The organism is Streptomyces sp. WG7 (assembly GCF_049975785.1).
Taxonomy (GTDB): Bacteria; Actinomycetota; Actinomycetes; order Streptomycetales; family Streptomycetaceae; genus Streptomyces.
In genome coordinates this window covers 95932-108548 of the sequence record NZ_JBNGGE010000021.1, presented here as the reverse complement: position 1 = coordinate 108548, position 12617 = coordinate 95932, and the positions used below count along the sequence as shown (strand labels likewise).

The 12617-nt window shown below is 72.8% G+C and carries 12 protein-coding genes and 1 pseudogene; 8 read left to right on the top strand and 5 right to left on the bottom strand.

Going from position 1 to position 12617, the window contains the following annotated elements; all coding sequences use genetic code 11:
- Positions 1–189: 189 nt before the first annotated feature.
- Positions 190–693: an ATP-binding protein gene (locus ACP4J0_RS21595; RefSeq protein WP_426600298.1), complete on the top strand. Its 504-nt coding sequence runs from the start codon at positions 190–192 to the stop codon at positions 691–693.
- A 97-nt stretch (positions 694–790) separates the two neighbouring features.
- On the top strand, positions 791–1402 hold the full coding sequence (locus ACP4J0_RS21590; protein ID WP_426600297.1) for an ADP-ribosyltransferase: 612 nt from the start codon (positions 791–793) through the stop codon (positions 1400–1402).
- Between the two features lie 27 nt (positions 1403–1429).
- Here the strand turns inward: ACP4J0_RS21590 and ACP4J0_RS21585 are convergent.
- Positions 1430–1591 (bottom strand): annotated as a pseudogene (locus ACP4J0_RS21585) (GNAT family N-acetyltransferase); the annotation flags it as partial.
- Between the two features lie 262 nt (positions 1592–1853).
- Here ACP4J0_RS21585 and ACP4J0_RS21580 point away from each other — a divergent pair.
- Positions 1854–2066: an EF-hand domain-containing protein gene (locus ACP4J0_RS21580; RefSeq protein WP_426524842.1), complete on the top strand. Its 213-nt coding sequence runs from the start codon at positions 1854–1856 to the stop codon at positions 2064–2066.
- Between the two features lie 89 nt (positions 2067–2155).
- Here ACP4J0_RS21580 and ACP4J0_RS21575 read toward each other — a convergent pair whose 3' ends face one another.
- The 4 genes from ACP4J0_RS21575 to ACP4J0_RS21560 form a co-directional block, all read right to left on the bottom strand.
- Complete coding sequence (locus tag ACP4J0_RS21575; RefSeq protein ID WP_426600296.1) at positions 2156–2713, bottom strand: glycoside hydrolase family 25 protein; 558 nt, start codon at positions 2711–2713, stop codon at positions 2156–2158.
- Between the two features lie 129 nt (positions 2714–2842).
- Positions 2843–4273 (bottom strand): MFS transporter, encoded by a 1431-nt coding sequence (locus ACP4J0_RS21570; protein WP_426600295.1) that lies wholly within the window; start codon positions 4271–4273, stop codon positions 2843–2845.
- Between the two features lie 261 nt (positions 4274–4534).
- On the bottom strand, positions 4535–4963 hold the full coding sequence (locus ACP4J0_RS21565) for a peptidoglycan-binding domain-containing protein (RefSeq protein WP_426600294.1): 429 nt from the start codon (positions 4961–4963) through the stop codon (positions 4535–4537).
- Between the two features lie 14 nt (positions 4964–4977).
- Entirely contained in the window at positions 4978–5421 is a 444-nt protein-coding gene (locus ACP4J0_RS21560) for a peptidoglycan-binding domain-containing protein (protein ID WP_426600293.1), read from the bottom strand.
- A 165-nt stretch (positions 5422–5586) separates the two neighbouring features.
- Between ACP4J0_RS21560 and ACP4J0_RS21555 the strand changes: the two genes are divergently transcribed.
- From ACP4J0_RS21555 to ACP4J0_RS21535, 5 genes are all read left to right on the top strand, one after another.
- Positions 5587–6591, top strand: a complete 1005-nt coding sequence (locus tag ACP4J0_RS21555; RefSeq protein ID WP_426600292.1) for an ArsR/SmtB family transcription factor — start codon at positions 5587–5589, stop codon at positions 6589–6591.
- A gap of 223 nt (positions 6592–6814) precedes the next feature.
- Positions 6815–8041, top strand: coding sequence for a sensor histidine kinase (locus ACP4J0_RS21550; protein ID WP_426600291.1), 1227 nt, complete (start codon positions 6815–6817; stop codon positions 8039–8041).
- Positions 8038–8730 carry a response regulator gene (locus ACP4J0_RS21545; RefSeq protein ID WP_426600290.1) on the top strand — a complete coding sequence of 231 codons (693 nt, stop codon included), beginning with the start codon at positions 8038–8040 and terminating at the stop codon, positions 8728–8730. The genes ACP4J0_RS21550 and ACP4J0_RS21545 overlap by 4 nt, the downstream gene beginning before the upstream one ends.
- 511 nt (positions 8731–9241) lie before the next feature.
- A complete protein-coding gene (locus ACP4J0_RS21540) occupies positions 9242–10069 on the top strand; it encodes an ABC transporter ATP-binding protein (RefSeq protein ID WP_426600289.1) in 828 nt (275 codons plus the stop codon).
- Positions 10066–12609: an ABC transporter permease gene (locus ACP4J0_RS21535; protein WP_426600288.1), complete on the top strand. Its 2544-nt coding sequence runs from the start codon at positions 10066–10068 to the stop codon at positions 12607–12609. The genes ACP4J0_RS21540 and ACP4J0_RS21535 overlap by 4 nt, the downstream gene beginning before the upstream one ends.
- Positions 12610–12617 lie beyond the last annotated feature (8 nt).

The following is a 12617-nucleotide window of genomic DNA, read 5'->3' as shown; positions in this document are numbered from 1 at the left end:
GGGCGAGTCCTGTCGAGGGGGCCCGCGCTTCGTCTCCGACCGAGCCGTCCGCGCAGGTCAGCCGGGTTTTCTCCGGCTCTGAAATGCCTTCGGCATATGCCGAACGACTGTTGCCGGGACGCGGCTCCGCAGGGGCGTATTCCCCGGGAACGGCCCCGGAGCCCTCTGGGGGCGGCCATGATGGGGGGCATGGCGGGGCTGGATGGTACGGAACAGCCGCGGGGAGCCGGACGGGCGACCGCGGCGCGTTGGTCGCCGGCGGTCGAGGACGAACGCGCAGTCAAGGCACTGGAGTTGTTCGGCAATCCGACGGAGTGCGAGGTTCCGTTACCGTCCCGCCCCGAGTCCGCCGCCACCGCCCGCCGACTGGCCCAGGTCGTGGCCCTTCGCCAGTGGAACCTCGGCCCCAAGGTCACGGAGGACACCGTCCTGCTCGTCTCCGAACTGGTCGGCAACGCCGTACGCCACACCGGCGCCCGCGTCTTCGGACTGCACATGCGCCGCCGCCCCGGCTGGATCCGCGTCGAGGTCCGCGACCCCTCCCGGGGGCTGCCGTGCCTGATGCCGGTGCAGGAGACGGACATCAGCGGACGGGGCCTGTTCCTCGTCGACAAGCTGTCCGACCGGTGGGGCGTCGATCTGCTGCCGCGCGGGAAGACGACCTGGTTCGAGATGCGGGTGACGGACCGCTGAGGGCCCGTCTGCCCCTCGGCGCAACCCCGTTCGGCGGACACGCCACCCATGGGTGACGGTCCGCGGCCAGGGGTCGCGGAGCCGGGACCGTACCCGCATGGTCACCACTTCTCTGCGGCGACGTGCCGCTGCCGCCGTCCTGTCCCTCTCCGCCGTCTTCGCCACCTCGGCCGCCACCGCCCCCGGCGCGGCGTCCCCGACGACGGCTCCCGCCAAGGCCGCCCCCGCCTGCCCCCGGTTCGACGACAAGCTCGAGGCCGCCGCCGACCCCGGCGTCGACGTCGGCCGCATCACGCCCGAACCGGTCTGGCGCACCACGTGCGGCACCCTCTACCGCAGCGACAGCCGGGGCCCGCAGGTCGTCTTCGAAGAGGGCTTCCACGCCAAGGACGTCCAGAACGGCCAGTACGACATCGAGAAGTACGTGCTCGTCAACCAGCCCTCGCCGTACGTCTCGACGACCTACGACCACGACCTCTACAAGACCTGGTACAAGTCCGGCTACAACTACTACATCGACGCCCCCGGCGGCGTCGACGTCAACAGGACCATCGGCGACACCCACAAGTGGGCCGACCAGGTCGAGGTCGCCTTCCCCGGCGGCATCCAGCGGAAGTACGTCATCGGCGTCTGCCCGGTCGACCGGCAGACCAGGACCGAGATCATGAGCGAGTGCGAGAGCAACCCGCACTACCAGCCCTGGCACTGACGGCGCCGGAGCAGGACACGGCCTGACTCACGGCCCGAGGAACAGCGCCTCCGACCCCACCGGCCGATAGCCCGCCGCCTGGAACGCCCGCAGACTGCGGGCGTTCCCCGCCGACACCTGGGCCCACACCGGCTCACCCCCGGCCGGCTGCCGCGCCGCCGACGCCGGGCTCCGCCCCAGCCCTCGGTGGGCCGACGTTCTGAGCGTCCTGAGCGGCCTGAGCGGGCTGATCGGCGCCCGCCGGACCCGGCCGTCGTACGGGAGCGCCTCACATCGACGACGAACGCCCGCCTCGCCGCTACCGGGAGCTCTCCGCGATCGTGAACGGCCTGGAGCCCCCGTCCGCCCACGAGGAGCGGTTCGGGTGGGTGGTCGCCGCACTGGGTGCCCGAACGGGCAGCTAATCTGACCTGCGTCAGAAGGACCCACGCACGAGATGAGGGGCGGACCGGTGGCGGACATCGAGGAAGCACGCAAGCAGTTCCAGCGGATCGACACGGACGGGGACGGCTTCATCACCGCCGCCGAGTTCAAGACCGCACTGGCCCAGGGCGGCGACTGGAACGTCACCGAGTCGGTGGCCGAGGCGATCATCGCCGGCCGCGACCTCGACGGGGACAAGGTGCTGTCGTTCGACGAGTTCTGGGCCCACCTGAACAAGTGACGACGCCGCAGGGGCGCCCGTCCGGTCACCCGGGGGCGCCCCCGCGCGGAACAGCCCGCCCCGGACGGCGAGGGCTCAAGGGCCACGGGCTAGGCACCCCCGGCCCACTTCCTCAGCGCGGCCTCGCTCGCGAAGTCCGCGACGTTGGTGTCGACCGGGTCGTCGGTGTACTGGTGGAAGCGCCACTCGGCCTGGATGCGGGGCTTCCCGGCCGACACGTAGTCGGCGATCCAGAGACCGTCACCGGCGTACGAAGTGGTGTCGACGGTGAGCCAGAAGTGCCGGTTGCAGTAGAGGACGACCCGGCTGTCCGGCCGCAGTTCCTTCAGCTTCCGGATGAAGCGGTCCTTCTCGGAGTTGCTCGCGTGGGTGCCCTCCCCGTTCGTCTCCCAGTCGACGGCGAGGATGTCACCCTTCTTCTCCGGGGTCTTCGAGACGAAGTACTCGGCCTGGGCGGTGAGGTTTCCCGGCCACAGGAAGTGGTAGAAGCCGACGACGAGACCGGCGTCGCGGGCCCGCTCCGTCTGCGCCTTGAGCTTCGGATTGACGTACGAACGGCCCTCCGTCGCCTTCATGAAGACGAAGGAGAGGCCGTCGGTGTCGTAGGTGGAGGACTGGTACGCGCTGACGTCGATGCCGCGGAGCATGACGACTCCCTCGGATGCCGATGGGACTGAAGTGCCCCGGGGGCCTAGGTAGTTGTTATGCCCGGCATCGGCTGCCGTACGCCGGGCGTGCGGGTGCTCGGCGTACGGCAGTGGTGAACGCCGGTGGGATCAGGGGGCGGAGGTGACGACCGGGGTGCCGGTGCCGTCGGTGGCGGAGGCCGCCTCGTCCTCGTCCTCACCCTCGTCCAGGGAGACGTCCTTGGTCTCCTTGCTGAGCAGGAGGGCGGCCAGCGTCAGCACCGCCATCGCGGAGAGGTAGACGCCGACCAGCCACGGTGAGCCGTCACCGGTCTCCCACAGCGCCACCGCTATGAACGGCGCGACGGCCGCGCCGAGGATCGAGCTGACGTTGTACGAGATGCCGGAGCCGGTGTAGCGCACACTCGTCGGGAACAGCTCCGGCAGCAGCGCGCCCATCGGGCCGAACGTCATGCCCATCAGGGTGAAGCCGAGTACCAGCCACAGCACCACGCCGAGCGTGCCCAGGCCGATCAGCGGCACCCAGACCAGGCCGAAGACCACGATCGCGGCGGTGATCCAGACCAGGGTGGTGCGGCGGCCGTACTTGTCGGCGAGCGGGCCGGAGACCAGGGTGAACACGGCGAAGAACAGCACGCCGAAGATCATCATCAGGACGAACGTGGTGTAGCTGTACCCGAGGCCCGGCACGTCGGCGTCCTTCGCGGTGCGCCCGTAGCTCAGCGAGAACGTGGTCATCAGGTAGAAGAGCACGTACGTCGCCAGCATGATGAACGTGCCCAGGATCAGCTGCTTCCAGTGGCCCTGGACCACCGTGGCCAGCGGCAGCTTCCGCACCTTGCCGGCCTCGCGCGTCTTGGCGAACACCGCCGACTCGACGAGCCGTGAGCGCACCCACAGGCCGATCGCGACCATCACCGCGGAGAACAGGAACGGGATGCGCCAGCCCCAGCTCGTGAAGGCCTCGGAGGGCTGGGTGGGGTCGGCGCCGGCCGTGGACGGCAGCAGCGCCCCGATGATCAGGAACAGGCCGTTGCCGATGATGAAGCCCAGCGGGGCGCCCAGCTGAGGGAAGGTCCCGTACAGGGCGCGCTTGCCGCGGGGCGCGTTCTCGGTCGCGACCAGCGCGGCCCCGCTCCATTCACCGCCGAGCGCGAAGCCCTGCGCCAGCCGCATCAGCACGAGCAGCGCGGTGGCGACCCAGCCGGCCTGTGCGTAGGTGGGCAGCACGCCGATGAGGAACGTGGCGATGCCCATGGTGAGGAGCGAGACCACCAGCGTCTTCTTGCGGCCGAGCCGGTCACCGAGGTGCCCGAAGAAGACGGCGCCGATCGGCCGGGCGACCATCGCGGCGCCGAAGACCGCGAAGGACGACAGCAGCGCCGTGGTCGGGTCGCTGTCCGGGAAGAAGAGGGCGGGGAAGACCAGGACGGCGGCGGTCGCGTAGATGTAGAAGTCGTAGAACTCGATCGTCGTGCCGATGAGGCTGGCGATGAGGACGCGGGACCGCGAATTGACGGGTGCCTGAGCGGGAGCGGGGTGGGGGGACGGTGCGGGCATCTCTCGGTCTTTCACGCGCGATACATGGGTATCGCAACGATCTCAGGCGTCTTATTTTTCGGAAAACCTGTGTCACCATGTGAGACGCCCGCCCGTGCCGCCCGGTACTCACCGGGATCGCGCGTCCGCGTGCACGGGACGGACGGGAACCTGGAGCTCCGGTCATGACCGGCCGCACCGGTGGCCCACCGGACCAGCCCGGTGGATCCACCGGACCAGCCCGAGGGACCCACCGGGCAGCAGCGCCCCGCGCGGCGTGTCTCAGACGCCCGGCGCCGCGCAGCGCACGAAGCCGACGCCTCCCTGGTAGAGGGGCCAGCCCATGGCCTTGCGGGTCTGCGGGCCGTACACGCCGTCCACGCCCACCTTCTCCGTACGCTGGACGCTCTTCACCGCCTCCTCGGTCTTCGGGCCGTAGATCCCGTCCGACGCGATCGTCCGGTAACAGGCCCGGATGGCGTTCTGGAGCGCGTGCACGCCGTCCGACTGGGCGCCCCGGGACATCTCGCAGTTCCGGGAGCCCGTACCCGTGTAGTACGGCTGGTAGGTGAAGAGCCGGTCGGTGACGGACACCGACTTCAGCGCGTTGCACGTCGGATACGAGGCGGCCTGGGCCGGGCCCTGTGCCGCCAGCGCGGCACCCGCGCCCAGTACGAGGGTCCCGAGGACCGCGGCCATCCGCTTCTCCACGCGTGTCACCGTCCTCACACCCCCACCGGCCGGCAGTCCCACAGGCCCTGGCCCTCGATGTACACGCCCCAGTACATGGCCTTGCGGGTCTCGGGGCCGTACACCCCGTCGACCGCGGCATCGCCGTCCGTCTGTTCCTGGATGTACTTCACGGCGTTCCGCGTCTCGGTGCCGTAGATGCCGTCCTCGGCGATGTTCGCGCGGCCGTTGTAACAGTCGTTGAAAGCGAACTGGAGGCGCGTCACTCCGGAGGACTGTGCGCCGAGGCTCATCTCGCAGTTCCGGGAGCCCGTGCCGGTGTAGTAGGGCTGCACCACGAAGCGCGTGGAGGAGATGTACTTCTTCTTGGCGCTGTTGCACGTCGGGTAGGAGGCGGCCTCGGCGGTGGAGGCCGTGACGGCGAGGCCGGTCACCGCGAGGGCCGAGGCCGATACGGCCGCGGCGGTCTTCTTCAGCATGGTTCCCCTTCGGGTCGTCGAGCGGCGGCGGCACGGGCTCCGGGACGCCGGGCCGGTGGGCGCGCCCTCTTCGCGCCGCTTTGCACCCGAGCTTCGCTGACGCGAGCATGGTCAGCCAGAGCTTTCGGCCCTGCTCGAAGAGGGCAGGTCACAAGGGGGAATCGAATGCTCCGGATCCACTTCACCGATGCCGACCTGGCCCGCACACGCGTCGCTTCCGCGCCCGATCCGCTGTGGGAGGTCTGCGCGAGTCTCCACCGTCTCCAGTCCCGTCAGGGGCGGTGGGCCCACGCCGACTGGCACCGCACCGCCCGAACCCGGCTGGCGGCCATCGGGTTCGGCCGGACCCTGCGCACGCTCCTGATCCCGCTGGTGCCGCGCGCCGTCTACTTCCCCGACTTCCTCACCCCGCCCGAGGGCACCGAAGGCCTGGAGGCCGGCCTGGAGGCCGTCCTGAGCACACCGCCGAGCCGGGTCCTGCGCGAGCTGAAGATCCTCGCCCGTACCAGCGGAGCACCCGCCTGGGCTCCCCGCCTGGCCGAACCGGACGTCCGTGGGGAACTGGTGCGGGCGATGCGGACCTACCACGACGCCGTCATCGCGCCGTACGCCGATCACATCCAGGCCCGGATCGAGGCCGAGCGGCACGCGCGGGCCCGGTCCGTGGCCGACCTCGGGGCACAGGGGCTGCTCCACGGCCTCGGGCCCTCGCTCCGCTGGGAGCGCCCCGTCCTGCACGCGGCCTACCCCAAGGACCGCGCCCTGCACCTGAACAGCCGCGGGCTCCTCCTGGTGCCGTCCTACTTCTGCCGGGGAAACCCCGTGACCCTGGTCGACCCGACGCTGAGACCCGTGCTGTTCTATCCGCTCCACCACGAGCCGCGCCCCGCCGAGCCGCCGGAGCATCTCGGGGCCGGGGCCTCGCTGGGCGCCCTGCTCGGCCGTACCCGGGCCGGCGTGCTGCGTGCCGTCGCCCTGGGCGCGACCACGGCGGAACTGGCTCGCGCGGCCGGGGTCTCGGCGCCGTCGGCCAGCCAGCACGCCACCGCGCTGCGGGACGCGGGCCTCATCGTCAGCCACCGGTACGCCCGGTCCGTACTGCACACCCTGACTCCGCTGGGCGCCGCGCTGCTGCGGGCCAACGGGGGGACGGACGCCTCTGACCAGTAGCGCAACGGTGCTTGCCGTGACTGCCGGCGAAGAAGGGCTGGGCACCGGCGGAGGAGGCCGGGCATGCCGGTCCCGGGCCACCGCCGGCTCACCGACTGAATGGACTCCTGCCGTCATGCGTCGGCCGTCAGCCGTCAGCCGTCAGGCCCTGCGGGACCTGCGCGAAGTGGGAGAACCGCTGGGTGATTCCTGACGCCGTCCCGCCGCGCATAAGGTTGGGCCCATGACGTCAGCGGAGGAGAAGCCGCCGCGCGCGCTGTTCGCGGGGGCTTCGCGTCGGTGGGTGCGGCTGCTGCCGTGGGGTGTGGCGTTCGTGCTGAGCGTCGCCCTGCTGCCCACCACCATCCAGGTGCTGACCGCCGACTACGGTCTGAACGGCGGCGTCGCGAGCGCGCTGGCGGTCGCGCAGGCCGCACCGCTGCTGCTCGCCGTCGTCCGTCCGCTGCCGGCCTGGTGCGTGATCTTCGTGGCGGATGTGGCCGGGGCGCTCGTCCTGCGCGCCGTCGACTTCGAGGAGCGGCTCCTGTGGCCGTACACGCCGATGGAGATCGTCGGGTACGTCGGCCTCTGCCTCGCCCTCGGTCTGCGCGAGTCGCGCCGGACGCTGCTGCTGGTGTGGCTGGCGACGGTGGGCGCGGGCATCGGTCTGGGGTTCGTCGTTCCCGACGGTACGAACAGCAACAGCACAGTGCTCACGATGCTCAGCGGCATCACGCTCCTGATCGCCGGTGCGCTCCGCGAGCGGTACGAGGTGCAGCGCAGGCTGGCCGAGCAGGAGACGATCAGCGAGGCCGAGCGCGGCCGGCGGATGCTGCTGGAGGAACGCGCCCGGATCGCACGCGAGCTGCACGACGTGGTGGCGCACCACATGTCCGTCATCACGGTGCAGGCGGACACCGCGGAGTACCGCCTCGACGGGCTGGCGCCCAACGCGCGGGAGGAGTTCACGTCCATCGCGGCGACCGCGCGCGAGTCGCTCGGCGAGATGAGGCGGCTCCTCGGCGTGCTGCGCAACGAGGAGGCGCACGGCGAGCTCGCGCCCCAGCCGGGCCTGACGCGGATCGGGCAGCTGGTGGAGGCGACAGCGAGGGCCGGCATGCCGGTGGAGTTCACCCCCTGCGACGCCGACGTGCCCGAGGCGGTGGGCCTGTCCGCGTACCGCATCGTCCAGGAGGCCCTCGCCAACGTCGTGCGGCACGCGCCGGGCGCCCCGACGCGGGTGTCGCTGTCGGTGCCGGAGGGCGGCGCGCGGCTCACCGTTCTGGTCGTCAACGGGCCGCCGCCGGAGCCGCCCGCCGCGCCGCTCGAGGTGGGCGGCACCGGGCACGGTCTCGTCGGCATGCGCGAGCGGGTGCGGATCATAGGCGGCAGCCTCGATGTGGGGCCGCTGCCGGACGGCGGCTTCCGGGTGGCAGCCCGACTTCCCCTGAAGGAAAGTGACTTCACGTGACGACGCGCGTCATCATCGTCGACGACCAGGCCATGGTGCGGGCCGGCTTCGCCGCGCTGCTGGCCGCCCAGAGCGACATCGACGTGGTGGGCGAGGCCCCCGACGGTGCGCAGGGCGTCGAGCTGAGCCGGCGCACCCACCCCGATGTCGTACTGATGGACGTCCGCATGCCCGAGATGGACGGCCTCGAGGCCGCGCGCCGCATCCTCGCGCCCCCGCCGGGCGGTGGGGGCACCGCCCCGGGGGAACACCGGCCGCGCGTGCTGATGCTCACCACGTTCGACATCGACGACTACGTCTACGAGGCGCTGCGGGCCGGTGCGAGCGGCTTCCTGCTGAAGGACGCGCCGCCGGCCGACCTCATCGCGGCGGTACGCGTGGTGGCCGCGGGCGACGCGCTGCTCGCCCCCTCCGTGACGCGCCGCCTCATCGCGGACTTCGCCCGGCAGCGTCCCGCCGCCCGGGGCAAGCCAGCACTGCGGCTCAAGGCCCTGACCCACCGTGAGACCGAGGTCCTCACCCTGGTGGCCCGCGGCCGGTCCAACGCGGAGATCGCGCAGACGCTGGTGCTGGCCGAGCAGACGGTGAAGACGCACGTGAGCCGTGTCCTGACCAAGCTCGACCTGCGCGACCGCGCCCAGGCGGTGGTCTTCGCGTACGAGTCGGGGCTGGTCACCGCGGGGGAGTAGGACGGCCCCCGGCCGGGGCCGTGCCCCGGCACCGCGAGCAGTCGCCGACGGAGGCGGAGGGGCCTGCTGCCCTGGTCCTCGCACGTCGCTGGGGCCGGTGTCCCTGAGCCGCGTCGGGCGAGCCGCGGTGTCGTCGGGGAGGCGGCTCGCTCCACGCACCCGGACGGCGCGGGCGTCCCCGCCGGAGAAACGGCTCCCCGCCGGGCCGCGCTCCGGGCCCGGCGCGGGGCGGCGACGGACGGAGCCCCGTGCACGCCGCGCCGACGGCAGCCGGGCCGGCCCCGGCCCTTCCCCGAGCTCCGAGCAGGGATGCCCCATGTCGGTGCGGGCCGGGGGTCGGTCCTCCGAATCCACCCCCCGCCGGCAGCCCCAGGCGGAGGCAGGGCCAGCCCCTCCTCCACCCCCTACCGTGGTAGCACCTCCACATTGGCTCCCGGGTATGACGCCCGGCGCGCAGCCGTCCCCGCACTCTCCCTCTCGTAGGCACGAGAACATCGCGAGAGGGCGGAACATGAGGCTACGCAGCCGCAAGCGTCAGAAGGCGGACGACCGACCGGAGGCCCCGGCCACCACACCGGGCACACCCGGTCTCGCCGTCGAACTGCGCGGTGTCCGGCGGCAGTACGGCCGCGGCGCGCGCGCCGTGCACGCCCTCGCGGGCGTCGACCTCGCCCTCCCGCGCGGCACGTTCACCGCGGTCATGGGCCCGTCCGGGTCCGGCAAGTCCACCTTCCTGCAGTGCGCCGCCGGGCTCGACCGGCCGTCGGCGGGATCCGTGCGCCTCGGCGGTACGGAGATCACCGGTATGAACGAGACGGAGCTCACCGAGCTCCGCCGCAGCCGCCTCGGCTTCGTCTTCCAGGCGTTCAACCTGCTGCCGTCGCTGACCGTGGAGCAGAACGTCCTGCTGCCCGTGCGCCTCGCCGGGCAGCGCCAGGACCGCGGCCGGGCGGCCGCGGTGCTCGCGCGGGTCGGGCTCGCCGACAAGGCCCGGCGCCGGCCCGGCGAGCTCTCCGGCGGCCAGCAGCAGCGCGTGGCCGTCGCCCGCGCCCTGGTCACCAGCCCGGACGTGATCTTCGCCGACGAGCCCACCGGCGCCCTCGACACCGGCACCGCCGCCGAGGTCCTCGGCCTGCTCCGGCACGCGGTGGACGCCCTCGGCGCCACCGTCGTCATGGTCACCCACGACCCGGCCGCGGCCGCCTGGGCCGACCGCGTGCTGTTCCTCGCCGACGGCGCCTTCGCCGACGGCCTGGAGCATGGTTCGGCGGAGCAGATCGCGGCACGGATGGCCGTGCTCACCTCCCGTACGGGCGCGATGGCGGGTGCGGCGGCATGAGGCTCCCCAACGGACTCGCCCGTGAGGCCGTCCGCTTCAGGCCCGCGTCCTTCGCGGGGACCTTCCTGGCGCTGCTGATGTCCGCGCTGATCGTCTCGACCTGCGGAATCCTGCTCGAGACCGGCCTGCGCGCGTCGGTGCCGCCGGAGCGGTACGCGAAGACGCCGGTCGTCGCGGCGGCGGACCAGTACGAGTACGTCGTCACGGGCAGCGGGGAGGACCGCGAGAAGGAGGCGGTCCCGCTGCCGGACACCGCACGCGTGGACGCCGGCCTGGTGGCGAAGGCCGCCGAGGCGCCGGGCGCGGCCACCGCCGTCCCGGACTTCACCTTCCCGGTGCGCGCGGCGGACGAAGGCGTGGGCCCCGGCGCACGCGAACTGCCCGTTCCGGGCGGTGTGCTCACCGCGCACGGCTGGGGCTCGCACGTCTTCACCGGTACCGCGCTGACCGCCGGCTCCGCGCCCCACCGGGGCGAAGTCGTGCTCGACGCGGCCACGGCCCGCGCCGCGAAGGCCGCCGTCGGTGACACCGTGGTGCTGCGGACCGCCGCCGGGCGGCAGGACTTCCGCGTGGCCGGCGTCGCCAGGGCCGGATCCGAGGACACCGCCCGGAACACCGGCGCCGCCGGCGCCCTGGCCTGGTTCGCCGACGCCCAGGCCCCCACGCTCGCCGGCCACCCCGGCAAGGCCGACGCCATCGCCGTGCTGGCCGAGCACGGCACCGATGCCGACGCCCTCGCCGACTCCGTGAAGAAGGCCCTGGCCGGCTCCGGAGCCCAGGTGCACACCGGCGACGACCGCGGTGCCGTCGAGGACCCGGGCCTCGGCTACGCCAAGGTCACACTCTTCGGGATCGGCGGCTCCTTCGGCGGCATCGCCACCATCGTCGCGATCCTCACCGCGGCCGGGACCGTGACCCTGTCCGTGTCCCAGCGGGCCCGCGAATTCGCGCTGCTGCGCGCAGTCGGCGCCACCCCGCGGCAGGTCCGGCGCGCGGTCGCCTCCGAAGCACTGCTCGTCGCGCCGCTCGCCGGGATCATCGGCTGCCTGCCCGGCATCGGGCTCGCGCACTGGTGGTTCGGGCAGCTGCAGGACCGCGGTGCGATCCCGCGCGCCGTGGACCTGCACGTCTCCGGGTTCCCCCTCCTCGCCGCCGTCACCATGGGACTGCTCACCGCCCTCGCCGCGGGCTGGGCGGCCGGACGCCGGCCCGCGAAGATCAAGCCGGGACAGGCGCTCGCCGAGGCGTCGGTGGAGCGGCTGCGGCCCGGCCTGGTCCGTACGGTGCTGGGCGTGGGCGCCCTCGTCGGCGGTGGAGTCCTCACCGGTGTCTCCGCGGCCTCCACGGGAGGTGACGCGGCCGGCGCCGCCCTCGGCGTCGTCATGCTCTTCATGCTGGCCGTCGCGCTGCTCGGCCCGCTGGTGGCGCGGCTGTGCGCGGGCCTGTTCGGCCTCCCCCTGCGGGGCGCGGGCCCGGCCGCCCAGCTCGCGGCCGCCAACTCCCGTACCAACGCCCGCCGCCTCGCCTCCGCGATCACTCCGATCGTCCTCGCCATGGCCTTCGCCTCGACCCTCGTGTTCATGCACACCAGCGAGACCCACGCCGCCGACAAGCAGCTGCGCGCGGGCATCACCGCGGACCACGTGGTCACGCACCCGGCCGGGCTCCCGGTGGACGCGGCCGCACAGGCCGCCCGCGCACCGGGTGTGGACGCGGCCGTCGGACTGCTGAACACGCGGGTGCTGGTGCCGACCGGCTCCGGCGAGTTCAAGTCACTCCAGGGCGCGGCGACCCAGGGCGTCACCGGCTCCGGCGCCGAGCTCGCGAAGGTGCAGGACCTGGACGTACGCGAAGGCAGTCTCGACCGGCTCGGCAAGGGCCGGATCGCCATCGACAAGACCCTCGCGGACTCGGCGGACGCCGGCGTCGGCGACCGGCTCCCGCTCTACCTCCCCGACGGCACCGAGGCCGTCCCCGAGATCGTCGCCGTCTACGGCCGAGGCCTCGGCCTGGCCACGGTGACCATGGACCGGGCGTCCCTCGCCGGGCACGTCACCTCGGGCTTCGACAGCACACTGCTGGTGAGGGGCGGCTCGGAGAAGTCACTCAGCGCCCTGGGCGAGGTCACCGACGCCTCCGGCTACGCCACCGAGCAGAACCTCGACGCCAGGCTGGGTGCCTGGATGAACAACACCATGGCCGCGGTCCTCGGCGGCTTCGCCGCCATCGCCGCCGCCAACACCCTGGTGATGACGGTCCTCGACCGCCGCCGCGAGCTGGGCACACTGCGCCTGGTCGGCTCCACCCGGCGCCAGGTGCTGACGATGCTCGGCTGGGAGGGCCTGCTGGTCTCCTCGGTGGGCGTGGTCCTCGGCTCCGCGATCGCCGCGGCCACGCTCGTCCCGATGATGCGCGGCATGACCGGCGAGGGGCCGTACGTGCCTCCGTTGGTGTACGGGTCCTTCGCGGCCGCCGGCGTCGGCCTGGCACTGCTCGCGGTCACGCTGCCGGCGCGAGCGGCGCTGCGCCGCTGGTCGTAGCACGTTCG

Coding starts and splice junctions, on each gene's coding strand:
- ACP4J0_RS21595 (WP_426600298.1), top strand. CDS start 190: ATGGCGGGGCTGGATGGTACGGAACAGCCGCGGGGAGCCGGACGGGCG.
- ACP4J0_RS21590 (WP_426600297.1), top strand. CDS start 791: ATGGTCACCACTTCTCTGCGGCGACGTGCCGCTGCCGCCGTCCTGTCC.
- ACP4J0_RS21575 (WP_426600296.1), bottom strand. CDS start 2,713: ATGCTCCGCGGCATCGACGTCAGCGCGTACCAGTCCTCCACCTACGAC.
- ACP4J0_RS21570 (WP_426600295.1), bottom strand. CDS start 4,273: ATGCCCGCACCGTCCCCCCACCCCGCTCCCGCTCAGGCACCCGTCAAT.
- ACP4J0_RS21560 (WP_426600293.1), bottom strand. CDS start 5,421: ATGCTGAAGAAGACCGCCGCGGCCGTATCGGCCTCGGCCCTCGCGGTG.
- ACP4J0_RS21555 (WP_426600292.1), top strand. CDS start 5,587: ATGCTCCGGATCCACTTCACCGATGCCGACCTGGCCCGCACACGCGTC.
- ACP4J0_RS21550 (WP_426600291.1), top strand. CDS start 6,815: ATGACGTCAGCGGAGGAGAAGCCGCCGCGCGCGCTGTTCGCGGGGGCT.
- ACP4J0_RS21540 (WP_426600289.1), top strand. CDS start 9,242: ATGAGGCTACGCAGCCGCAAGCGTCAGAAGGCGGACGACCGACCGGAG.
- ACP4J0_RS21535 (WP_426600288.1), top strand. CDS start 10,066: ATGAGGCTCCCCAACGGACTCGCCCGTGAGGCCGTCCGCTTCAGGCCC.